The following is a 21857-nucleotide window of genomic DNA, read 5'->3' as shown; positions in this document are numbered from 1 at the left end:
GTGGGTTGAACGGCCCGTGAACAGCTCAGCGGGCCTTGGCCAGCAGCTCCCGCAGCCGCGGTGTCAGCGGCTCCTCCACATACTTGTTCAGCAACCACGCCAGAAGCAGCATTGACGCCACCGTCAGGGAGAAAGTCACCGCCGACGGCAGCCCCAGGCCGCGGTGCAGGGCGTGGATCACCACCCAGCCGAGATGCTCGTGGACCAGGTAGAACGGGTACGTCAGCGCCCCCGCCACCGTCAGCCAGCGCCAGTTCGCCCACCGCAGCCAGCCCAGCGCGATCGCCGCGACCGCCACGAAGCCGAAGGTGACGACGAGCATGATGCCGAGCGAGGAGCGGTACGAGAAGCCGCCCGCCTCCGGCGCGTGCCACAGGTCCTGCACCGCGTAGTGCTGCCCGACCAGGAAGCTCACGGCGACGATGCCCCAGCCGTAGACGTCCCGCCGGTCGAGGTGGACGAGGTAGAGCCCCACACCGCCGATGAAGAAGGGGGCGTACTCGGGCATCAGGACGATGTCGAGCAGCGGCATGCGCGCGTTGTCCGCGATCACCGCGGCCAGCGTCCAGGCCGCGCAGAACATGATCACCCGGCGCCGGGTGGCCCCGGGCAGCACGACGCACAGCGCGAACAGCGCGTAGAAGCGGACCTCCGCCCACAGCGTCCAGCACACCCCGAGCACCCGGTCCACGCCCAGCGGCATCTGCAGCATGGTGAGGTTGACCAGCGCGTCGCTCGGCGATACCGCCTCGTAGGCGACGACCGGCAGCGCGAAGACGGCCGTGACGAGCAGGACCGCCACCCAGTAGGCGGGCAGCAGCCGGGAGGCGCGGGAGGCGAAGAACGACTTCAGCGGCCGGCCCCAGCCGCTCATGCAGATCACGAACCCGCTGATCACGAAGAACACCTGCACGCCGAGGCAGCCGTAGGCGAGGAACTCGTGCAGCGTGGGGAACTGCAGCTCCGGCGAGGTACCCCAGGCCTCGGAGACCTCGCCGTCGCGCCCGCCGTAGTGGTACGCCGCGACCATGAGCGCGGCCACCAGCCGCAGGCCGTCGAGGGCGCGCAGCCGGCCCGCGGACTTCTCCCGGCGCCGTGGGACGGTCGTGGCGCCCGGTGGGTCGACCAGCACGGCGGGACCGGGCCGGGGCTTGCGGGGGCTGACGACCGTCTCGGTCACGCTGGAAACCTCTGTGTGGCTCGTATGTCCTCTACCTGGGCCGCCTGTGGGCGGGCAGGGCGCCTGTCACCCTAGGACGAGAGTTGACGGAATCGTGTTCGATGGCGACAGGCTTCGCCTGCCGGTTTCCAGGGATTCATCTGGATGTCGCCGTGACCGGCGGCCGGGCGCACCTTCGTCAGCGGCGTACCGCCTTGTTGCGCAGCGCCCGCGCCCGCCGGACCACCCGGCGCGCCGTGGAATTGCGCGGCAGGAACGCCAGCCGCTGCGGAATTCCCCCGGGCAGTCCGAGCGAGGTGAGGCGGCGCTTCTTGAAGTAGCGCCGGGTGCGCGGACCGAGGTGCCGGGCGAGGAACTGCTCGGCCTGGTCACGCAGCTCCGGATAGATCTGCGGCTGCATGGTGAATCCGACGGCGGTGAGCAGACCGGGCAGCCGCTCGGCGGGCAGGACGTCGCCCTCCGTGCCGCTCTCCAGGCCGGGCAGCAGTGCGTCCGCCAGGGTGGTGGGGACGCGGTTGCTGTTCTGGTAGGGCGTCAGCCGCTCCAGCAGCAGCTCGGTCCCGATGCGGGCGACCGGCAGGTCGTAGAAGGCCGACGCCGTGAACAGGGCGGTGGAGAAGCAGCCGACGACCAGCGCGGGCCGGGCGCGGTCGAAGAGGACCTCGGCGAGGACGGGCGTGTCCAGCACGGTGAGGTCCACGCCGAGCTTCTCGGCCTCGGTCTCCAGGGCGCGGCTGTAGCGGGCCGGGGCGGTCGGGTGGGGTTTGAAGACGACGGTGCGGTGGCCGCGGGCGACGGCGCCCCGCATCATCCGCACGTGCAGGTCCTCCTCCTCCTCGGGGGAGAGGATGTCCAGCGCCGACAGGTACTGGCCGAGCAGCAGCGCCGAGTCGCCGGGCAGGGCGGGCAGTTCGGGCACGGTCTCGGTGACCTCGCCCAGCACCTTCAGGAACGCGGGCGTCGGCACCAGGTGGGCCGGCACGCCGAACTCGGTCAGCAGCATCGGCGTGAGCCCCGGCACCAGGTCCAGGTGGAGCAGCCGCCGCACACGGGTGCCGACCAGCGGGTCCAGCTTGTTGCGCGTGGGGCCGTAGCTCATCAGGCCGTCGGCGTAGACGTCGACGGGGGCGTCGGTGAACAGCTGGGCCACCGTGAGCGCGGGCGCCACCTGGATGGACTCCAGGACCAGGCTGACGCGGTCGTCGCCGAGGTTCCACAGCATCCGCAGGTAGCGCTCGAAGAGCGGCACGTCGTCGGCGCGCGGGGTCCAGGCCCCGGGGTGGAACGGGCGGATGGCCTCGTTCCAGGAGAGCACCTCGTCGAAGTGCTCGCGCAGCGGCGCGAAGCCCGGCATCTCGTCCAGGGCCGGGGTGGTCTCCGGGGTCGCCGCGTTGTTGAACACCAGCAGCACCCGGCGGTCCGGCTCCTCGAACAGGTCCGAGTCGATCGCGGCGGCCAGGGTGGCGACGCCGTAGAGCGTCGAGGCGCAGAAGATCTGAGTGGTCCCGGGCATCAGGCGGCCGCTCCCGTCGTGGTCACCCGGCGGCGCAGCCGCCGCAGCTTGGACGCGCGGTCCATGTCCATGGCCTCCAGTGCGTCACGGAGCGCGTCCTGCGGCATCCGCTTGATGGCCGCCGCGCTCATCGACCGCAGCTGCCTCGCCACGGCCGGTTCGAACCTGTCTTCGTTGGAGAGGTGGTGGGCGATGATCGCGCAGTAGGTCCGCACCGCCTTGGGCAGCAGCCGGCCGGCCTCGCGGTCCGCGGCCGTCTCCTCGATCACCTGGTCGAAGGCGCGGATGAAGTCGAGCTGGCGGACATCGCCGATCTGCGTCAGCGACGAGGCCACCCCGCGCCGGTAGAACACGCCCAGCAGGCTGACCACGGCGAACGACTCCGCCTCCCGGTGCAGCTTCCAGATCCACGGCCGGTCCTCGGCCGTGCGCAGCCCGTCGGTGAAGTGGAGCAGGCCCTTGTCGACCAGGCGGCGGTGGTAGGCACCGGCCCAGGCGTAGGCGTAGTCCACCGAGGTGGAGCGGTGGGCCGGCAGGATCGCCTCACGCGGGTCGAACGCCTCCCAGCGGCGCCCGACCGGGACCCGGTGCACCGAGCGGGCGCGGGCCGTGGCCTGCACATGGTCGGTGCGCACGAAGTCACATCCCAACCCCTCGATGGCGGACACCAGTTCGGTGAGATAACCGGGGGCCAGCCAGTCGTCACCGTCCAGGAACGTCAGGTACTCGCCCTGCGCCGCGTCCAGGCCGGTGTTGCGGGCGGTGGCGAGGCCGCCGTTCTTCTCGTGTCGGATGTAACGCACCTGCGCGACATCCGAGAGCTCCTCGGCCGCCCGTTCGAGAATGGCCGGGGTTTCATCCTTCGAATGGTCGTCGACCAGGATGAACTCGAAATCGCGGTCGGCGTTCAGCCGAAGGCTTCTGAGGGTGTCCGGGGCATATTGCTGCACGTTGTAGAACGGCACGATCACGGAAAGCTTAGGCACCCGCAAGACGTTAGGAGCCCGCCCGGCAGCGCAACTTTCCGGTGAAGGTACACCGGGTGAACTCCATGTGTCAGAACGGTGCACCCCGTGTACTTACCGCTTTCCGGCGGGCCAGTTCGGCTCCCGGAGGGGTGTTGTTAACTTTTCGTTGAGTCGGGGTTCCGCCATACCTAGGATTCGCTTCCTAGCGTCATCGACGTGCCAGCAAGTACACCGAACCGCCCGCGCATCGCGGTCCTCGCGGACTCCGACACCCGATGGAAATGGGGTGCGTTGACCGCGCACCGCATCGCCCCGGGACCGTCCATGGAAACCGCGGCGCGTCAGGGCGCGCAAGTCGGTCCCGTCCTCGACGGCTTCCTGCTGCGCGGCCGGGCCACGCCCACCCCGCGCCAGCTCCAGGAAGTGGGCGTGCGCGCCGACTCGCTGCGGGAGGTCACCGCGGTCGAGTTCCTGCGCGCCATGGCCGAGGAGTCCTACGACGTCCTCGTCCTGTCCCTGGTGGGCGGCGGTGTGCAGGCGATGCTGCACGGCCTCAAGCGGGTCTGGGAGGACCGCACCTCGCGGCCCGTCGTCGTCACCGGCTACGTCGGCGTCGTCTACGAGAAGCTCGCCGACGGTCTGCTGCTGAGGCACGGCGCCGATCTCGTCCTCGCCAACTCCCGTCAGGACGCGGAGCGTTTCCGGGCCGTGTACGAGGGAGTGGGCGCCGACGCCTCCGCGGTGACGGAGGTGGCCCTGCCCTTCCTCGGCGGCGCGCCGTACACCGGCGAACACGACCCCTCTGCGAAGCAAGGGCGCAGGCCCTACACGGTCGTCTTCGCCGCCCAGCCCTCGGTCCCCGAGAGCCGCAGGGACCGCACCTACCTGCTGGACCGGCTGGTGCAGCACGCCCGCCGGCACCCCGAGCGCGAGGTGCTGCTGAAGCTGCGCTCCAAGCCGGGCGAACACACCACCCACATCGAGGAACTGCCCTACCAGAAGCTGGTCCAGCGGCTCGATCCGCCGGCCAACTTCCGCCTGGTGTACGGCAACATGGGCGAGGTCCTGGACCGGACCGACCTGCTGGTGACGGTCAGCTCCACCGCCGCCCTGGAGTCGCTGCACCGCCGCATCCCCACGGTCGTCCTCACCGACCTCGGCGTGCGCGAGTCGCTCGGCAACCACCACTTCGTGGGCTCCGGCTGCCTCGCCTCCTGGGACCAGCTCGACGCCGGACACCGCCCGGAACCCGACAAGGAGTGGGTCTCCCGGCAGGGCGTGGTGGCCGACGGTTCCTACGACTCCGCCTTCGACGCGGCCCGCGAGCGGATCGCCGAGCTGCTCGGCAGGCCCGGCGGCCTGCCCCCGCTGACCCCGTACTACACCCCCGCCACCGCCCCCGGGTACCTGCCCGGGATCCTCGCCCGCCACCACCTCGGCCCGGACGGCACGCCGCTGCCCGGCGCCCCCGCCGCCGACAAGGAGCCCGGACCGGTCCGGCAGATCGTGCGCCGGGCGGCGCGCGGCGCCTACCGGCACGGCGTGCAGCGCGTGGCGCCCGTCATCCGGCGGATGGGGGAGCTGTGAGCCGCCAAGAGACCCCTGCCCAAGGAGTAGACCCGATGTCCCGACCGGAAGCCGGCCAAGGCGCCTCCGTGCGCCGCGTGCTCGCGGTGATCCCCGCACGCGGCGGCTCCAAGGGCGTGCCCGCGAAGAACCTCCTGCCCGTCGGCGGCGTGCCGCTGGTGGCGCGGGCGGTCCGCGAGTGCCGCGCCGCGCGGCTCGTGACCGACGTCGTGGTCTCCACCGACGACCAGGCCATCGCCGCCGCCGCCCGCCAGGCCGGCGCCGAGGTCGTGCTGCGCCCGGCCGCCATCGCCGGCGACACCGCCACCTCCGAGGCCGCCGTCCTGCACGCCATGGACGCCCACGAGGCCCTGCACGGGGCGCCGGTGGACGTGGTCCTGCTCGTGCAGTGCACCAGCCCGTTCCTCGTCCGCGAGGACATCGACGGGGTCGCCGGCGCGATCGCCGAGAACGGCGCCGACACCGCCGTCACCGTCGCGCCCTTCCACGGGTTCATCTGGCGCGACGCCGACGACGAGGCCACGGCCAAGAGCGAGGCCGAGGCCGACGCCGCGGCCGGCGGCGGCTACGGCGTCAACCACGACAAGTCCTTCCGGCCCCGCCGCCAGGACCGTCCCCAGGACCTGCTGGAGACCGGCGCCGCCTACGCCATGGAGGCGACCGGCTTCCGCGAGCACCGGCACCGCTTCTTCGGCCGCACCGAACTGGTCCGCACGGACCCGGCACGCGTGCTGGAGATCGACGACCCGCACGACCTCGCCCGCGCCCGGGCCCTCGCCCCGCTGTTCGACGCGGACCGGCCCGGCGCGCTCCCGACCGCCGACGACATCGACGCGGTCGTCCTCGACTTCGACGGCACCCAGACCGACGACCGGGTGCTCGTCGACTCCGACGGACGGGAGTTCGTCTCCGTGCACCGCGGGGACGGACTCGGCATCGCCGCCCTCCGCAGGAGCGGCCTGAAGATGCTGATCCTGTCCACGGAACAGAACCCTGTGGTCGCCGCCCGGGCCCGGAAGCTCAAGCTCCCGGTGCTGCACGGCATCGACCGCAAGGACCTCGCGCTGAAGCAGTGGTGCGAGGAGCAGGGCATCGCGCCGGAGCGCGTGCTCTACGTCGGCAACGACGTCAATGACCTCCCGTGCTTCGCCCTCGTGGGCTGGCCCGTGGCGGTCGCGAGCGCCCACGACGTCGTGCGCGGCGCCGCACGCGCGGTCACCACCGTCCCCGGTGGCGACGGCGCGATCCGAGAGATCGCCAGCTGGATCCTCGGCCCCTCTCTCGATTCCCTCACCAAGTAAGGACATCTCCTGCCATGAGCACCAACTCCCGTATCCGCCAGTTCGGTTCGCGCGAGGTCGGCCCGGGCCGTCCGGTCTACGTCTGCGGTGAGATCGGCATCAACCACAACGGCGAGCTGGAGAACGCCTTCAAGCTGATCGACGCCGCCGCCGAGGCGGGCTGCGACGCCGTGAAGTTCCAGAAGCGCACCCCCGAGATCTGCACGCCGCGCGACCAGTGGGACATCGAGCGCGACACCCCCTGGGGCCGGATGACCTACATCGACTACCGCCACCGCGTGGAGTTCGGCGAGGACGAGTACCGCGCCATCGACGACTACTGCAAGTCGAAGAACATCGACTGGTTCGCCTCCCCGTGGGACACCGAGGCCGTCGCCTTCCTGGAGAAGTTCGACGTGCCCGCCCACAAGGTGGCCTCCGCCTCCCTCACCGACGACGAGCTGCTGCGCGCCCTGCGTGCCACCGGCCGCGCGGTGATCCTCTCCACCGGCATGTCGACCCCGAAGCAGATCCGCCACGCGGTGGAGGTCCTCGGCTCGGACAACATCCTGATGTGCCACGCCACCTCGACCTACCCGGCCAAGGCCGAGGAGCTCAACCTGCGCGTGATCAACACCCTGCAGCAGGAGTACCCGAACGTCCCGATCGGCTACTCCGGCCACGAGACCGGCCTGCAGACCACCCTCGCCGCGGTCGCCCTGGGCGCCACCTTCGTCGAGCGTCACATCACCCTCGACCGCGCCATGTGGGGCTCGGACCAGGCCGCCTCCGTCGAGCCGCAGGGCCTGACCCGCCTCGTCCGCGACATCCGCACCATCGAGGCCTCCCTCGGCGACGGCGTCAAGAAGGTCTACGAGTCCGAGCTGGGCCCGATGAAGAAGCTGCGCCGCGTCGCCGGCGTGGTCGCCGAGGCGGAGATCGCCACGGCCGCGGGCGAGCCGGTCGGCGTCTGAGCGCACCACCTCCACAACCCCCCTTACGACGGGACGGTCGTACGTCGATGAGCCCCCGCGCCGGGAACGCCGGCTCCCACACTCTCGCCTTCGTCGAGAGCCCGGTACAGCTGCTGAACGTGCTGGAGTGGGCGCACGCGCACGCCCCCGGCGTGGGGCTCACCCTCGTGGTGCTGTCACCCGTCGACCCGATGACGCGCGGCCAGCTGCGACGGATGTCCGACCTGGCCCGCGAAGAGGGGCACGAGGTCCGCTGGGAGGAGGCGCGCGGCGGGCCCCTGGCTCCCTTCCAGACCGTCGGCGGCCTGGCCGGCCTGCTCCGCAGGGCGAGCCGCGTCGTCCTGGGGGACCCCTTCTCCCGCTACGTCCAGCTGCTGCTGACGATCACCCGCGCCCGTGACCTGGTCGTCGTCGACGACGGCACGGCGACGATGGAGTTCGTCGGGCAGCTGGCCCGGGGCGAACGCCTGGTGCGCTGGCACCGCAAGGGCGGCCGTCCCGGCCCGCGGGACGTCCTCTTCGCGCCGGTGTCGGCCGCGGCGCGCCGCCGTCTGACCCCGGGCGACAGCCGCCGCGTCGAGATCTTCTCCTCCATGCCGATGGACGAGACCCCGGCGGGCGTGACGGTCCGGGCCAACACCTTCGCCTGGACCCGGGCCCGCTTCGGCCCGCCGCGCCTCACCAGGGGCGCGGACATGGTGGGCACGTCCCTGGTGGAGACGGGCGTGGTGGACGACGGCCGCTACCTGGAGGCGGTCCGCGCCCTGGCCGCGGCCCACGGCGCCACGCGCTACTTCGCCCACCGGCGCGAGAGCACCGACAAGCTGCACCGGCTGGCCGTCGAGACGGGCCTGGAGATCGTCCGGCCCGAGCTCCCCCTGGAACTGATCGCCCGCCGCGGCCCCATCGGCCGCACCATCCTCAGCTTCCCCTCCACGGTCGTCCACACCCTCCCGCTCGCCCTGTCCGGGACGGAGGTGCGCGTCGCGGTGTGCGACATCGACCCGGCCTGGCTGACCGAACACGCCTCGCCCCGCGCCCAGGGCTTCCTCTCCGGCGTCACGGGCACGGCCCGCGAGGCCCACGGCCTGACGACGGCGGCCCCGACGCACCCGCCGGACCCCGCGCCCGCCACGGACCCGACCGCCCCGCCGCACACGGCGACCTTCGCGACGCTGCCGGGTCCCACGGGCCGCACCGGCCCGGCGGGCACGACGGGGGCGGTGGCGGCGGGTTAGACCACCGACGCCCAATGGTCCGTCCGGCCGGCGCCCGCGGCGACCGGCCGGCCGCGGTCTTGGACCGGGGCCGCTAGGAGTGGTCGCGGCCGCGCCCCTGGGCTGCGGGCCACGGGCACGGGTTCCGGGAGGGACGGGCCGGGGCGACCGGGGACGTGGGGATCCGGGGAGGCGACCCGCCGGAGCCCGGCCGGAGCCCGGCCGGAGCCGGGCGCGTGCTGCCGGGCAAGGCGAGCCGAGGTGGCTCTGGGGGAGGGCGGAGCCCCGGGCCACGCAGCCCGGCGGCCCGTAACCGCTGCCACGACGTCACGCTCGTCGTCACGGGACGCCGACGCTGCCGACGCCGCCGACGCCGCGATTCCCGCGGTGAGGGGCACCCGGGGGGTCCCGGGGCACTGCGGGAGATTGAGGTCCGGGACCGGCGGCCCGGGCGGTTGGCCCTGGCCATGTGACCGGGCCGGTGGGCCCGGGACGCACTCGCCCGGGCGGGCCGGGGGCCCGCGGTCCGCAGCCCGGGCGGCGGCCTGCGCGGCGGCCATCCGGATGCCCGGTCGGGCCCGCGAGCCCGGGTCTGCCGGTCGGTTCAGCCAGCAGCCCGGCGGCCTGCGCGGCGGCCACCCCGACGCCCGGCCGGGCTTGCGAGGCCGGGCCTGCCGGTCGGTGCGGGAAGACCCGCCGGTGGGGCCCGCCGGTCGGTTCAGACGGGCCCGTCGGCCGTACCCGGCTTCCGGGCCAGCAGGAACGCGCGTGGCAGCTTCTCCTCGTCCTCGGGTTCCCTTACGACCCGGGCGTAGAGCTCCAGGCCCGCCTGCCGGAGCCGGTCGGCCACCGACTCCGGGGTGCGCCAGTAGTAGTCGAGCGAGATCTCCCGCCCGAAGCGCTCGGTCAGACGCCGGTGCCCGTCCGCCGTGCCGGACTGGAAGGCGAGCAGGACGGGCGCGCCCGGCACCAGGACGCGGTGGAACTCCGCGAAGACCGACGGCAGGTGACCGTCCGGCACATGGATGATCGAGTAGAGCGCGACGACGCCCCCCAGCGACGCGTCCGGCAGGTCCAGCGCGGTCATCGAACCGACGTGGAACCGCAGGTCCGGGTGTGCCCGGCGGGCCAGGGCCACCATGCGGGGCGAGAGATCCACCCCGAACACCGGCAGCCCGAGGTCGCGCAGCCGGGCCGTGACGTACCCGGGGCCGCTGCCGAGGTCGGCCACCGGGGGCCGCGACGGCCCCCCGGACGCACCGGCCAGCGCCGCGAACACCGTGAGCAGCGCGCTCTCCAGCGGTCTCCCGGCCAGGCTGTCCGGGTGCTCGGCGGCGTAGGCCTCGGCGACGGCGTCGTACGAGGCTCGCGTCGGGTCGAGGAACTCGGGGCTGTCGGCGCGCACGGGGCGCACCCTATCGGCGCACGCGTCCGCCAGATGAACGCGCCCGTGTTCGGCGCGCAGGGCGTGGTATCCGTGAAGGAGGAAGGATGGATACCCGAAGCTCCGAGTCGGGTGTGGCCGAAGTCACAGCCAGTGACGCGACCGCCGACTCGGCCGGAAAGGCGGCAAGTTTACCCAGCTCAGTCGATACATATGCGTCCGGCAGTCATATTTTCTTCCCCTAACGGGTTGAAGTTTTGTCGATCCAGGGTCGGGCGACCGCACCGGCGCCCTACCCTTCAGAGGGTGAAGCCACTGATGTCACTGGAGTCCGAGGTCGGCCTTCCCGCGGGAGCCGTGCTTCCCGGCGCGCTTCCCGACCCCCTGCGCGCCGAGCTCATCGCGTTCCGGCGCGATCTGCACATGCACCCGGAGCTCGGCAACCAGGAGTTCCGCACGACCGCGGCGATCAAGGAACGGCTGGAGGAGGCCGGCCTCAAGCCGCGCGTCCTCCCGGTCGGGACCGGGCTCGTCTGTGACATCGGCGTAGCGGGCGAACAGTGGGACGGGGGTCCCAGCATGCTCGCCCTGCGGGCCGACATCGACGGCCTGCCCATCCCGGACACCAAGTCCGACTGCGCGTACCGCTCGACCGTGCCCGACCGCGCGCACGCCTGCGGCCACGACGTGCACACCACCGTCGTCCTCGGCGCCGGGCTCGTCCTCGCCGAACTGCACAAGCGGGGCCAGCTGCCCCGCCCCGTCCGGCTCGTCTTCCAGCCGGCCGAGGAGGTGCTGCCCGGCGGCGCCGCCGACGCCATCAAGGGCGGGGCGCTGGAAGGTGTCGGCGCGATCATCGCCGTGCACTGCGACCCCCGGGTGGACGCCGGGAAGATCGGGCTCCGGGAGGGCCCCATCACCTCCGCCTGCGACCGGCTGGAGATCGGCCTGGACGGCCCGGGCGGCCACACCGCGCGCCCGCACCTGACGACCGACCTGGTCACCGCGGCGGCCCGGGTGGTCACCGACGTGCCCGCCCTGGTCGGCCGGCGCTTCGACACCCGCAGCGGGCTCGCCATCACCTGGGGCCGCATCGAGTCCGGACACGCGCCGAACGTCATCCCGCAGCACGCCGAGCTCTCCGGCACCGTGCGCTGCCTCGACATCGAGGCGTGGCGGCAGGCCCCCGACGTGGTGGTCGCCGCGATCGACGAGATCGCCAACCTGCACCGCGCCAAGTCGGAGATCAACTACGTGCGCGGCGTCCCGCCCGTGGTCAACGAGCCCGGCGTGACCGAGCTGCTGCGCGACGCGATGGTCGCCCGGCGCGGGGTCGACTCCGTCGTGGGCACCGAGCAGAGCCTCGGCGGCGAGGACTTCTCCTGGTACCTGGAGCACGTCCCCGGCGCCATGGCCCGCCTGGGCGTCCGCACCCCCGGCGAGCGCCAGATCCGCGACCTCCACCAGGGCGACTTCGACGTCGACGAGTCGGCCATCGCGGTAGGCGTGGAACTCTTCACCGCAGCGGCCCTCGTCAACGGCCTGCGCTGACCCCGAACTCCACGACGGGCCGCCCCCGGTTGCGAGCGGCGCAGCCCGGGGGCAGCCTGGTGCGCGTGACGAGCAGGCACGCGCCGTGTCCCCGAGTACACCTTTCGACCCCGTTCGATCCCGCGGTTCACAAGGGCGTAACCGGCCATCGGCACGAATGGATAACGGCCCCGCGGCGACCCGTTCCCAGGAGTGTCTACGCGCGTTAATGTGCGCCGAACTGAGCACCCGCTGCGGAGCTTCGGAGAATGGGGAACTTCAGATGCGTCGGATTTCGAAACTGACCCGCGTCGCGGTGGGGGTCGCGTCGCTGGGGCTCGTCGCCACGGCGTGTGGCGGCACCAGCAGTGACAGCGGCGACAGCGACAGCAGCGACCGCGGCGTCGCCATCGCCTACGACGTCGGCGGCAAGGGTGACCAGTCCTTCAACGACGCCGCCTACGCCGGCCTGACGAAGGCCAAGGACGAGTTCGGCTACAAGACGGCCGACATCGAGCCCACCGAGGGCGAGACGGACGCCGACAAGGAGCAGCGCCTGGCCTCGCTGGCCAAGCAGGGCTACAACCCGGTCATCGGCGTCGGCTTCGCCTACGGCCCCGCTATGAAGGCCGTCGCCTCCAAGTACCCGAAGACCACTTTCGGCATCGTGGACTCCGTCGTCGAGGGCAAGAACGTCGCCTCCCTCGTCTTCGCCGAGGAGCAGGCCTCTTACCTCGCCGGTGTCGCCGCCGCCAAGGCCACCAAGAGCGACGTCGTCGGCTTCGTGGGCGGCGTGGACATCCCGCTGATCCACAAGTTCGAGGCCGGCTACAAGCAGGGTGTCCAGGACACCAAGCCCGGGGTGCAGGTGCTGTCGCAGTACCTCACCCAGACGGCCGAGGAGGGCGGCTTCTCCAGCCCCGACAAGGGCAAGGCCGCAGCCGAGGGCCAGATCGAGAAGAAGGCCGACGTGCTCTACGCGGCCGCCGGTCTGTCCGGACAGGGCGTGATCGAGGCCGCCGCCAAGGCGAAGGCCTGGGCGATCGGCGTCGACTCCGACCAGTACAAGCAGGCCGCTCTCGCCCCGTACAAGAACTACATCCTCACCTCCGCGCTCAAGGACGTCGGCGGCGCGGTCTACGCGCTGTCCAAGTCGGTCCAGGACGACAAGCCGCTGACCGGCACGCAGACCTTCGACCTGAAGGTCGACGGCGTCGGCCTGTCCGAGTCGAACCCGGAGTTCGCCAAGGTCGCCGGCCTCAAGGAGGCCGTGGACAAGGCGAAGCAGGGCATCGACGACGGCTCCATCAAGGTGAAGACCGAGTAGAACGGCCCTCGCAGGGCACCAGGGCGGGCGGGCACCTCAGGGTGTCCGCCCGCTTCGCGCTCCCCGGGGCGCGGATCACCCAGCGCCACCTCCCGTTTGCGGTCGGCAACACCCGGGACAAGGCGCGGTGATGGCTTGGCCACGGGCGCATAACAAGGTGGACAGAAGGGGTTTTCAGGCAGGTCTACGCGCGTTAATCTGCGGCGAAGCCAGCGCTGAAGCTGAACCGTCCCGGCGCTGTGCGACCTCGTTGTACGACAGGAGCACCCAGACATGCGCCGGATTTCCCGGATCACGGTCGCAGGCGCAGCGACCGCCTCCCTGGCCCTCGCCCTCTCCGCCTGTGGCAGCACCTCGACCTCCGGGTCGTCGGACTCGAAGGGCGACAAGGGGCTCGCCATCGCGTACGACGTCGGCGGCAAGGGCGACCAGTCCTTCAACGACGCGGCGTACGCGGGCCTGGAGCAGGCGAAGAAGGAGTTCGGGTACCAGACGGCCGACCTGGAGCCCACCGAGGGCGAGACGGACGCCGACAAGGAGCAGCGCCTGGTCTCGCTGGCCAAGCAGGGCTACAACCCGGTCATCGGCGTCGGCTACGCGTACGCCTCGGCCATCAAGGGTGCCTCCGAGAAGTTCCCGGACACCACCTTCGGCATCGTCGACGACGCCACCATCAACTCCAAGAACGTCGCCGACCTGGTCTTCAGCGAGGAGCAGGCCTCCTACCTGGCCGGTGTCGCCGCCGCCAAGTCCACCAAGTCGAACGTCGTCGGCTTCGTCGGCGGTGTGGACATCCCGCTCATCCACAAGTTCCAGGCGGGCTTCGAGCAGGGCGTCAAGGACACCAACCCGAAGGTCAAGGTCCTCTCCCAGTACCTGACGCAGACGGCCGAGGAGGGCGGCTTCTCCAGCCCCGACAAGGGCAAGACGGCCGCCGAGGGCCAGATCGAGAAGAAGGCCGACGTGGTCTACGCGGCCGCCGGCCTGTCCGGTCAGGGCGTGATCGAGGCCGCCGCCGCCAACAAGGTGTGGGCCATCGGCGTCGACTCCGACCAGTACCGGCAGGAAGCCCTCGCCAAGTACAAGGACTCGATCCTGACCTCGGCGATGAAGGACGTCGCCAAGGCGGTGTACAACCTGGCGAAGTCGGTCGAGGACGGCAAGCCCGAGACCGGTATCGTTCGTGGCGATCTGAAGACCGGCGAGGTGAGCCTGTCGAACTCCAACCCGAAGTTCGCGGACGACGCCGAGCTCCAGGAAGCCATCAAGACGGCCAAGGAGAAGATCATCAGCGGCGAGATCAAGGTCAAGAGCAGCTGACGAGCGACTGCCTCGAAGCAGGCGGTAACCCCCGGGGTTACGTCCGCTCGACGGGGTACGGGGAGCTGCTCCTCGTGCCCCGTTGCCGCGGGGCGTCGGCCCCTTTGCATGCCGTAGGGGCGCTACGCGCGTAGACGACCCCCGTCCCCAGGAGAGTGCGCCATCAACGCGTCCAGCAGCCCTCCGGCCGGAGCGGCGGTCAACGAATCGGTGACCGCTGTGGAGCTCGCCGGGATCACCAAGCGTTTCCCCGGTGTCGTGGCCAACCACGACATCCACCTCAGCGTCCGCAAGGGCACCGTGCACGCCCTCGTCGGCGAGAACGGCGCCGGCAAGTCGACCCTGATGAAGATCCTCTACGGCATGCAGAAGCCGGACGAGGGCACCATCTCCGTCGACGGGCAGCAGGTCGCCTTCTCGTCCCCGGCCGACGCCATCGCCCGCGGCATCGGCATGGTCCACCAGCACTTCATGCTGGCCGACAACCTCACGGTCCTGGAGAACGTGGTCCTCGGCAGCGAGAAGCTCCACGGCATCGGCGCCAAGGCCCGCCGCAGGATCAAGGAACTCTCCGAGCGCTACGGCCTCGACGTCGAGCCCGACCTGCTGGTCGAGGAGCTCGGCGTCGCCGCCCGCCAGCGGGTGGAGATCCTCAAGGTCCTCTACCGCGGCGCCACCACCCTCATCCTGGACGAGCCGACCGCCGTGCTCGTGCCGCAGGAGGTCGACGCGCTCTTCGCCAACCTGCGCGAACTGAAGTCCGAGGGCCTGTCGGTCATCTTCATCTCGCACAAGCTCGGCGAGGTGCTCTCCGTCGCCGACGAGATCACCGTCATCCGCCGCGGCACCACCGTCGGCACGGCCGTCCCCGCCGAGACCACCCCGCGCCAGCTCGCCGAGATGATGGTCGGCAGCGAGCTGCCCACGCCCGAGACGGCCGAGTCCACGGTCACCGACCGCCCGGTCATCAGCGTCGAGAAGCTGCACCTCGCCGCCCCCGGCGGCAAGGCGCTCCTCGACGACATCACCTTCACCATCCACGCGGGCGAGGTGCTCGGCATCGCCGGTGTCGAGGGCAACGGCCAGACCGAGCTCGTCGACGCGCTCATCGGTCTGCGGGCCCCCGACTCCGGCACCATCCGGCTCGCCGACGAGGAGATCACCTCCTGGCCGACCCGCAAGCGCCGCGAGCAGGGCATCGGCTACATCCCCGAGGACCGGCACCGCCACGGCCTGCTCCTGGAGGCCCCCCTCTGGGAGAACCGCATCCTCGGCCACGTCACCGAGAAGCCGCTGGCCAAGGGCGTCTGGCTGGACCCGAAGGCGGCCCAGGAGGACACCCGCCGGATCGTGACGGAGTACGACGTCCGCACCCCCGGCATCGACGTCACCGCGGCCTCCCTGTCCGGCGGCAACCAGCAGAAGCTGATCGTCGGCCGCGAGATGAGCCACAAGCCGCGCTTCCTCATCGCCGCCCACCCCACCCGCGGCGTGGACGTCGGCGCCCAGGCCGCCATCTGGGACCACATCCGCGAGGCCCGCCGCGAGGGCCTGGCCGTGCTGCTGATCTCCGCCGACCTGGACGAGCTGATCGGCCTGTCCGACACGCTGCGCGTGATCTACAACGGCAAGCTGGTCGCGGACGCCGACCCGGCCGCCATCACCCCCGAGGAGCTCGGCTCGGCCATGACCGGCGCCGCCACCGGGCACCTCGAACACGACGAGACCGCCGACGAGACCGCCGAGACCCCGGCGAAGGCCCCCGAGCCGTCCGAGTCTCCGGAAGACGAGGCCCGCTGATGAAGAAGTTCGACAAGGAGCGCCTGCTCCTCGCGGTGGCCGGACCGGTCATCGCGCTCGCCGTGGCCTTCGTCCTGAGCGCGATCGTGCTGATCGCGTCGGGCAAGAACCCCGTCGAGCCGTTCGCCCTGATGTTCGAGCAGCTCGGCTTCTCCGACATCCAGGTGCTGATCATCAACCAGGCGTCGATGTACTACATCGCGGCGCTGGCGGTGGCCATCGGCTTCCGGATGAACCTGTTCAACATCGGTGTCGACGGGCAGTACCAGCTCGGCGCCATGATGGCCGCCATCGTCGGCGCCCACATGAACCTGCCGGCCGCCCTGCAGATCCCGCTGCTGCTGCTGACGGCCGTCCTCACCGGCGCCTTCTGGTCCGGCATCGCCGGTGTCCTCAAGGTCACCCGCGGCGTCAGCGAGGTCGTCGCGACGATCATGCTCAACGCGATCGCCACCTCCGTCATCGCCTACCTGTGGCTGCCGGACGTCTTCGGCGTGAAGGTCGGCAACAACAACACCACCGGCGAGATGCACGAGTCCGGCTGGATCCCCGGCATCCCCATGGGCGCCGCCGGCGAGATCTACGGCCTGGTCCTGCTCGCCGTGCTGCTCGGCATCGGCTACTGGGTCGTCCTCAACCGCACCCGCTTCGGCTTCGACCTGCGCGCCTCCGGCGCCTCGCAGACCGCCGCCGCCGCCAGCGGCGTGGACCCCAGGCGCATGGTGCTCAGCGCCATGCTGATCTCCGGCGGCATCGCGGGCCTCGCCGGCCTGCCGATCCTGCTCGGCGACACCCACACCTACAGCCTGAACTTCCCCACCGGCATCGGCTTCCTCGGCATCGGCATCGCCCTGCTCGGCCGCAACAGCCCCGTCGGCATCGCCTTCGCGGCCCTGCTGTGGGCCTGGCTCGACAAGGCCTCGCCGGAGCTGGACTTCCACGGCTACGACAAGGAGATCGCGGTCATCATGCAGGGCCTGATCGTCCTCTCGGTCGTCGTCTCCTACGAGGCCGTCCGGGAATGGGGCCTGCGCCGCCAGCAGCGCCGCGTCGGCGCCGAACTGGCCGCCGGTCACGTCCTCGGCGCCCACAACACCACGAAGGAGGTGGCTGGCCGATGACCGCTCCTACCTCGGCGATCGACGTCAACCAGCCCACGCTGCAGCCCGCGGCGCCCACCGGCCGCCGCCTGTCGTGGCCCGTCCTGCTGCTGATCATCGCCGGCGGACTGGCGCTCACCTCGATCGTCCGCCTCATCACCGGCGCCGACGGCATCACCAACGTCAGCCAGATGTCCACCGCGCTCCAGCTCGCCGTGCCGATCGGCCTCGCCGGCCTGGGCGGTCTGTGGGCCGAGCGCGCGGGCGTGGTCAACATCGGCCTCGAGGGCATGATGATCCTCGGCACCTGGTTCGGCGCCTGGGCCGGCTTCCAGTGGGGCCCCTGGACCGGTGTCCTGGTCGGCATCCTCGGCGGCGCGATCGGCGGTCTGCTGCACGCCTTCGTCACCGTCACCTTCAACGTCAACCACATCGTCTCCGGTGTGGCCATCAACATCCTCGCCCTCGGCGCCACCCGCTACCTCGCGCCCCTCGCCTTCGAGGGACACACCGGCGGCTCCGCCAAGCAGTCCCCGGCGGTGGACTCCCTCGGCCACTTCACGGTGCCCGGCCTGTCCGACGCCCTGCGGGACCTGAACAACCAGGGCTGGTTCTTCGTCTCCGACATCGCCGGCCTGCTCGGCGGCCTGGTCACCAACGTCTCCTGGCTGACCCTGATCGCCGTCGCGCTGATCCCCGCCACCTGGTGGATCCTGTGGCGCACCGCCTTCGGCCTGCGGCTGCGCTCCTGCGGCGAGAACCCGGTCGCCGCCGAGTCCCTCGGCGTCAACGTCTACAAGTACAAGTACATCGCCGTCGTCGTCTCCGGCGGACTGGCCGGCCTCGGCGGTGTCTTCCTGTCCATCGTGGCCAACCCCTTCTACCTGGAGGGCCAGGTCAGCGGACGCGGCTTCATCGGCCTCGCGGCGATGATCTTCGGCAACTGGATGCCGGGCGGCCTCGCCCTCGGCGCGGGCCTGTTCGGCTACACCGACAGCCTCAACCTGCGTGGCGGCTCCGCCAACGTGCACGCCCTGCTGCTGCTCGGCGCGCTGCTGCTGGTCATCGGCGCGATCTGGCTGGTGGTCCGCAGGAAGTACGTCCCGGCGGTGATCACCGCGGTCGTCGCCGCCCTGGTGTTCGCCTGGTACGCCTCCACCGACGAGGTCCCCAACCAGGTCGTCTCCGCCACGCCGTACGTCATCACCCTGATCGTCCTCGCGCTGTCCGCCCAGCGGCTGCGCATGCCGAAGGCGGACGGGCTGCCGTACCGGAAGGGACAGGGCAAGTGACCGACGCCGGCCCGGCCGTGGACTGGGAGAGGCTGCGGGAGGTGGCCCGGGAGGCCATGTCCCGGGCGTACGCCCCGTACTCGGGCTACCCGGTCGGTGTGGCGGCCCTGGTCGACGACGGCCGGATCATCTCCGGCTGCAACGTCGAGAACGCCTCGTACGGACTGGGCCTGTGCGCCGAGTGCGGCCTGGTCTCCGAGCTGCACAACACCGGCGGCGGGCGGCTGACGCACTTCGTCTGCGTCGACCGGGACGGCGCGCCGCTCGTCCCGTGCGGCCGCTGCCGCCAGCTGCTGTACGAGTTCGGCGGTCCCGACCTCCTGCTGGAGACCCCGGCGGGAATCCTGCCGCTGTCGGAGATGCTGCCGCAGGCCTTCGGGCCCGGCCACCTCAGCAAGTAACTCCCGTGCGGCCCTCCTGAGTCGATCAGGGGGGCCGTACGGCTTGTGGAACCCTCGGAAGGAAGCCAAGCCATGGCCATGGACGCCATCTCCGTCATCCGCGCCAAGCGGGACCGCGGCGAACTCAGCGACGAGCAGATCGACTGGGTCATCGACGCGTACACCCGCGGGGAGGTCGCCGACGAGCAGATGTCCGCGCTCGCCATGGCGATCCTGCTCAACGGCATGAACCGCCGTGAGATCGCCCGCTGGACGGCCGCGATGATCGCCTCCGGCGAGCGCATGGACTTCTCGTCCCTGTCCCGCCCGACCGCCGACAAGCACTCCACCGGCGGCGTCGGCGACAAGATCACCCTCCCGCTGGCCCCCCTGGTCGCCGCCTGCGGCGCGGCCGTCCCCCAGCTGTCGGGCCGCGGCCTCGGCCACACCGGCGGCACCCTCGACAAGCTGGAGTCCATCCCCGGCTGGCGGGCGCTGCTCTCCAACGAGGAGATGCTGCGCGTCCTGGACACCACCGGCGCGGTGATCTGCGCGGCGGGCGACGGCCTGGCCCCCGCCGACAAGAAGCTGTACGCGCTGCGGGACGTCACCGGCACGGTCGAGGCGATCCCGCTGATCGCGTCCTCGATCATGTCCAAGAAGATCGCCGAGGGCACGGGCTCGCTGGTCCTGGACGTCAAGGTCGGCACCGGCGCCTTCATGAAGACCATCGAGGACGCCCGGGAACTGGCCTCCACCATGGTCGGCCTGGGCACCGACCACGGCGTGCGGACGGTCGCGCTCCTCACCGACATGGCGACCCCGCTGGGCCTGACCGCCGGCAACGCCCTGGAGGTCCGCGAGTCCGTCGAGGTCCTGGCGGGCGGTGGCCCCGCTGACGTGGTCGAGCTGACGATCGCCCTGGCCCGCGAGATGCTCGACGCGGCCGGCGTGAAGGACGCCGACCCGGCCAAGGCCCTGGCCGACGGCTCGGCGATGGACGTCTGGCGGCGGATGATCTCGGCCCAGGGCGGCGACCCGGACGCCGAGCTGCCGGTGGCCCGCGAGCAGCACGTGATCAAGGCTCCGGCCTCGGGCGTCCTCACCCGCCTCGACGCCTACGACATCGGCGTCGCCGCCTGGCGTCTCGGCGCGGGCCGGGCCCGCAAGGAGGACCCGGTGCAGGCGGGCGCGGGCGTGGAGATGCACGCCAAGCCGGGCGACACGGTGACGGAGGGCCAGCCGCTGCTCACCCTGCACACCGACACCCCGGACCGCTTCGCCTACGCCCTCCAGGCGGTCGAGGGCTCCTACGACATCGCGGCCGCCGGCACGGACTTCACGCCGTCGCCGGTGGTGCTGGAGCGCATCGCCTGACCCGGCTTCCGCGCGGGGAGGCGAAAGGGGCGGCGCACGCCGACGGTTGTCGGTGTGCGCCGCCCCCGGCGCTGGGACGCGGTGCGTGAGGCGGCTCCCGTGGCCGTGGCGGCTACTGCGGATCGGCGTCGAACCGGGCCGCCGACCAGAAGTGGCCGAGGACCGCGAGACCCAGACACGAGGCCACCCCCAGCCAGCCGTTGTGGCCGATCCCGGTGCCCAGGAGCATTCCGCGCAGGGTCTCGATGGCCGGGGTGAACGGCTGGTACTCGGCGATCGGCCGGAACCAGCCCGGCAGCGCGTCCAGCGGCACGAAGGCGCTGGACAGCAGCGGCAGCAGGATCAGCGGCATGGCGTTGTTGCTCGCCGCCTCGGCGTTCGGGCTGACCAGGCCCATGCCGACCGCGATCCAGGTGAGCGCGGTGGCGAAGAGCACCAGCAGCCCGAAGGCCGCGAGCCACTCCAGCACGGTCGCGTCGGTGGAGCGGAAGCCGATGGCCCGGGTGGTGGCGAGGTCGTGGCCGCCGACGCGGATCTCGCCCGCGTCGGCGCCGGTCAGGGTGGAGAGGATCTTGACGACGGTGGTCTTGCCGGCGCCGTTCGGGCCGAGGAGGGAGAAGACCGTGCCCTCCGGGACGGCCAGGTCGATGCCGTCGAGGACGGTCCTGCCGCCGTAGGACTTGCGCAGTCCGGTCGCCGCGATGGCAGGTCGGTCATGGGGAGGCGCTCCTTCACACTGCGGGTGGTCACACGCCGCGGGCGGTGATGTCGCCGTGGGCGGTGGTCGCGTGGATGGTCAGGGCGGGGGAGCCGTCGGTGTTCCGGAGCGAGTTGTGGATCCGGCCGTAGGAGGTGCCGGCGTCCAGGGAGGCGGAGACGCCGCGGGCGGCGCCGACCGTGATCCCGCCGAACTCGGTGCGCAGGGTGACCGAGCCGCGCAGCGCCTCGGCGACGCCGATGTCGCCCTTGCGGGTGCTGATCTCCGCGCCGCCGTTCAGCCGTCCGACCGAGACGTCGCCGGCGGCCAGGGCCAGGCGGGCGCGGCCGACCTCGTCGAGCTTGACCGTGGCCTGCGCGCCCTCGAAGACGACGTCCCCGAGCCGGCCGACGCCGCGCAGTTCGCCGGCGGCGGCCTTCGCCTCCACGCGGGAGCCGGCCGGCAGCCGGACGGTGATCTCGACGGTTCCGGACTGCCCGAGCATCCGGTGCTTCGCCTCCGGGGCCGTGATCCGCAGGACACCGTCGGCGCAGGCGACCTCGATCCGCTCCGCGGCCTGCACGTCGCGACTCCGGGAGGCGTCGGCGGGCAGGACCTCGACCGTGGTGTCGGCGCGGTCGGCGGCGATGAACCGGATGGCCCCGGCCGGGATGTCGAGGACGGCCAAGACCGGGCCGGGGGTGGGGAACGTCTGCATCGTGCACTCCTTCGATCGGCGTTTCTGATATCGAAAACGCTACGTTGCGTTCATGAATTCGGCAACAAGTCTGTTGCATCGGGATCACGTCAGCGCAGGTGAACGCAGGTATTTCGTTGCAACGGGTGGGAATTCAACGCAACAGAACATCGAGTGATGCGTTGCAACGAAACCAGGTGAACGCTACTGTGGGGCTTCCCCGCAGCACGGAGG

The 21857-nt window shown here is 71.6% G+C and carries 17 protein-coding genes and 2 pseudogenes; 12 read left to right on the top strand and 7 right to left on the bottom strand.

Annotated features, from left to right (window positions below; genetic code table 11):
• Positions 1 to 25 precede the first annotated feature (25 nt).
• From RIN80_RS06435 to RIN80_RS06425, 3 genes are all read right to left on the bottom strand, one after another.
• Positions 26 to 1180, bottom strand: coding sequence for an acyltransferase family protein (locus RIN80_RS06435; RefSeq protein WP_375141628.1), 1155 nt, complete (start codon positions 1178 to 1180; stop codon positions 26 to 28).
• A 178-nt stretch (positions 1181 to 1358) separates the two neighbouring features.
• Complete coding sequence (locus tag RIN80_RS06430) at positions 1359 to 2693, bottom strand: alpha-2,8-polysialyltransferase family protein (protein ID WP_309094516.1); 1335 nt, start codon at positions 2691 to 2693, stop codon at positions 1359 to 1361.
• Complete coding sequence (locus tag RIN80_RS06425) at positions 2693 to 3679, bottom strand: glycosyltransferase family 2 protein (protein WP_309094515.1); 987 nt, start codon at positions 3677 to 3679, stop codon at positions 2693 to 2695. Before RIN80_RS06425 ends, RIN80_RS06430 begins: the two co-directional genes overlap by 1 nt.
• A gap of 228 nt (positions 3680 to 3907) precedes the next feature.
• Between RIN80_RS06425 and RIN80_RS06420 the strand changes: the two genes are divergently transcribed.
• From RIN80_RS06420 to RIN80_RS06405, 4 genes are read left to right on the top strand one after another with little or no spacing between them, the layout of a single operon-like run.
• The gene (locus tag RIN80_RS06420; RefSeq protein WP_375141629.1) at positions 3908 to 5248 is read left to right on the top strand and encodes a DUF6716 putative glycosyltransferase; all 1341 of its coding nucleotides are present in this window, start codon (positions 3908 to 3910) and stop codon (positions 5246 to 5248) included.
• 35 nt (positions 5249 to 5283) lie between these two features.
• On the top strand, positions 5284 to 6549 hold the full coding sequence (locus tag RIN80_RS06415; protein WP_309094513.1) for an N-acylneuraminate cytidylyltransferase: 1266 nt from the start codon (positions 5284 to 5286) through the stop codon (positions 6547 to 6549).
• Positions 6550 to 6563: 14 nt separating this feature from the next.
• Positions 6564 to 7502, top strand: a complete 939-nt coding sequence (locus tag RIN80_RS06410; protein ID WP_031119834.1) for an N-acetylneuraminate synthase family protein — start codon at positions 6564 to 6566, stop codon at positions 7500 to 7502.
• A gap of 47 nt (positions 7503 to 7549) precedes the next feature.
• Complete coding sequence (locus RIN80_RS06405) at positions 7550 to 8740, top strand: hypothetical protein (RefSeq protein WP_309094512.1); 1191 nt, start codon at positions 7550 to 7552, stop codon at positions 8738 to 8740.
• A gap of 697 nt (positions 8741 to 9437) precedes the next feature.
• Here RIN80_RS06405 and RIN80_RS06400 read toward each other — a convergent pair.
• Positions 9438 to 10124 carry a class I SAM-dependent methyltransferase gene (locus RIN80_RS06400; protein ID WP_309094511.1) on the bottom strand — a complete coding sequence of 229 codons (687 nt, stop codon included), beginning with the start codon at positions 10122 to 10124 and terminating at the stop codon, positions 9438 to 9440.
• Positions 10125 to 10421: 297 nt separating this feature from the next.
• Here RIN80_RS06400 and RIN80_RS06395 point away from each other — a divergent pair, with 297 nt between their 5' ends.
• The 8 genes from RIN80_RS06395 to RIN80_RS06360 all read left to right on the top strand — a co-directional run bounded on the left by RIN80_RS06395 (position 10422) and on the right by RIN80_RS06360 (position 20229).
• Positions 10422 to 11654, top strand: a complete 1233-nt coding sequence (locus RIN80_RS06395) for a M20 family metallopeptidase (protein ID WP_309094531.1) — start codon at positions 10422 to 10424, stop codon at positions 11652 to 11654.
• A gap of 262 nt (positions 11655 to 11916) precedes the next feature.
• Positions 11917 to 12960: a BMP family ABC transporter substrate-binding protein gene (locus tag RIN80_RS06390; RefSeq protein WP_309094510.1), complete on the top strand. Its 1044-nt coding sequence runs from the start codon at positions 11917 to 11919 to the stop codon at positions 12958 to 12960.
• A gap of 273 nt (positions 12961 to 13233) precedes the next feature.
• Positions 13234 to 14280 carry a BMP family ABC transporter substrate-binding protein gene (locus RIN80_RS06385; protein ID WP_309094509.1) on the top strand — a complete coding sequence of 349 codons (1047 nt, stop codon included), beginning with the start codon at positions 13234 to 13236 and terminating at the stop codon, positions 14278 to 14280.
• A 210-nt stretch (positions 14281 to 14490) separates the two neighbouring features.
• Positions 14491 to 16080 (top strand): ABC transporter ATP-binding protein, encoded by a 1590-nt coding sequence (locus RIN80_RS06380; RefSeq protein ID WP_309094508.1) that lies wholly within the window; start codon positions 14491 to 14493, stop codon positions 16078 to 16080.
• The gene (locus tag RIN80_RS06375) at positions 16080 to 17201 is read left to right on the top strand and encodes an ABC transporter permease (protein WP_309094507.1); all 1122 of its coding nucleotides are present in this window, start codon (positions 16080 to 16082) and stop codon (positions 17199 to 17201) included. Before RIN80_RS06380 ends, RIN80_RS06375 begins: the two co-directional genes overlap by 1 nt.
• Positions 17198 to 18472, top strand: coding sequence for an ABC transporter permease (locus tag RIN80_RS06370; protein WP_309094506.1), 1275 nt, complete (start codon positions 17198 to 17200; stop codon positions 18470 to 18472). Before RIN80_RS06375 ends, RIN80_RS06370 begins: the two co-directional genes overlap by 4 nt.
• On the top strand, positions 18469 to 18873 hold the full coding sequence (locus RIN80_RS06365; RefSeq protein WP_309094505.1) for a cytidine deaminase: 405 nt from the start codon (positions 18469 to 18471) through the stop codon (positions 18871 to 18873). Before RIN80_RS06370 ends, RIN80_RS06365 begins: the two co-directional genes overlap by 4 nt.
• A 78-nt stretch (positions 18874 to 18951) precedes the next feature.
• Entirely contained in the window at positions 18952 to 20229 is a 1278-nt protein-coding gene (locus tag RIN80_RS06360) for a thymidine phosphorylase (protein ID WP_309094530.1), read from the top strand.
• A gap of 112 nt (positions 20230 to 20341) precedes the next feature.
• Here RIN80_RS06360 and RIN80_RS06355 read toward each other — a convergent pair.
• From RIN80_RS06355 to RIN80_RS06350, 3 genes and pseudogenes are all read right to left on the bottom strand, one after another.
• Positions 20342 to 20734 (bottom strand): annotated as a pseudogene (locus RIN80_RS06355) (ABC transporter permease); the annotation flags it as partial.
• 9 nt (positions 20735 to 20743) lie between these two features.
• Positions 20744 to 20878, bottom strand: a pseudogene (locus RIN80_RS26540) (ATP-binding cassette domain-containing protein); the annotation flags it as partial.
• Positions 20879 to 20975: 97 nt separating this feature from the next.
• Positions 20976 to 21644: a DUF4097 family beta strand repeat-containing protein gene (locus RIN80_RS06350; RefSeq protein ID WP_309094504.1), complete on the bottom strand. Its 669-nt coding sequence runs from the start codon at positions 21642 to 21644 to the stop codon at positions 20976 to 20978.
• Positions 21645 to 21857 lie beyond the last annotated feature (213 nt).

The organism is Streptomyces sp. (assembly GCF_031181705.1).
Classification (GTDB): Bacteria; Actinomycetota; Actinomycetes; order Streptomycetales; family Streptomycetaceae; genus Streptomyces.
Note: the sequence above shows the minus strand (reverse complement) of the source record. Positions and strands in the feature narration are given on the sequence as shown.

What these genes read in the sequence shown, in the direction of transcription:
- RIN80_RS06360 (WP_309094530.1), top strand. Translation starts at nt 18,952, where the DNA reads ATGGACGCCATCTCCGTCATCCGCGCCAAGCGGGACCGCGGCGAACTC.
- RIN80_RS06410 (WP_031119834.1), top strand. Translation starts at nt 6,564, where the DNA reads ATGAGCACCAACTCCCGTATCCGCCAGTTCGGTTCGCGCGAGGTCGGC.
- RIN80_RS06430 (WP_309094516.1), bottom strand. Translation starts at nt 2,693, where the DNA reads ATGCCCGGGACCACTCAGATCTTCTGCGCCTCGACGCTCTACGGCGTC.
- RIN80_RS06390 (WP_309094510.1), top strand. Translation starts at nt 11,917, where the DNA reads ATGCGTCGGATTTCGAAACTGACCCGCGTCGCGGTGGGGGTCGCGTCG.
- RIN80_RS06375 (WP_309094507.1), top strand. Translation starts at nt 16,080, where the DNA reads ATGAAGAAGTTCGACAAGGAGCGCCTGCTCCTCGCGGTGGCCGGACCG.
- RIN80_RS06405 (WP_309094512.1), top strand. Translation starts at nt 7,550, where the DNA reads ATGAGCCCCCGCGCCGGGAACGCCGGCTCCCACACTCTCGCCTTCGTC.
- RIN80_RS06415 (WP_309094513.1), top strand. Translation starts at nt 5,284, where the DNA reads ATGTCCCGACCGGAAGCCGGCCAAGGCGCCTCCGTGCGCCGCGTGCTC.
- RIN80_RS06385 (WP_309094509.1), top strand. Translation starts at nt 13,234, where the DNA reads ATGCGCCGGATTTCCCGGATCACGGTCGCAGGCGCAGCGACCGCCTCC.
- RIN80_RS06370 (WP_309094506.1), top strand. Translation starts at nt 17,198, where the DNA reads ATGACCGCTCCTACCTCGGCGATCGACGTCAACCAGCCCACGCTGCAG.
- RIN80_RS06395 (WP_309094531.1), top strand. Translation starts at nt 10,422, where the DNA reads ATGTCACTGGAGTCCGAGGTCGGCCTTCCCGCGGGAGCCGTGCTTCCC.
- RIN80_RS06350 (WP_309094504.1), bottom strand. Translation starts at nt 21,644, where the DNA reads ATGCAGACGTTCCCCACCCCCGGCCCGGTCTTGGCCGTCCTCGACATC.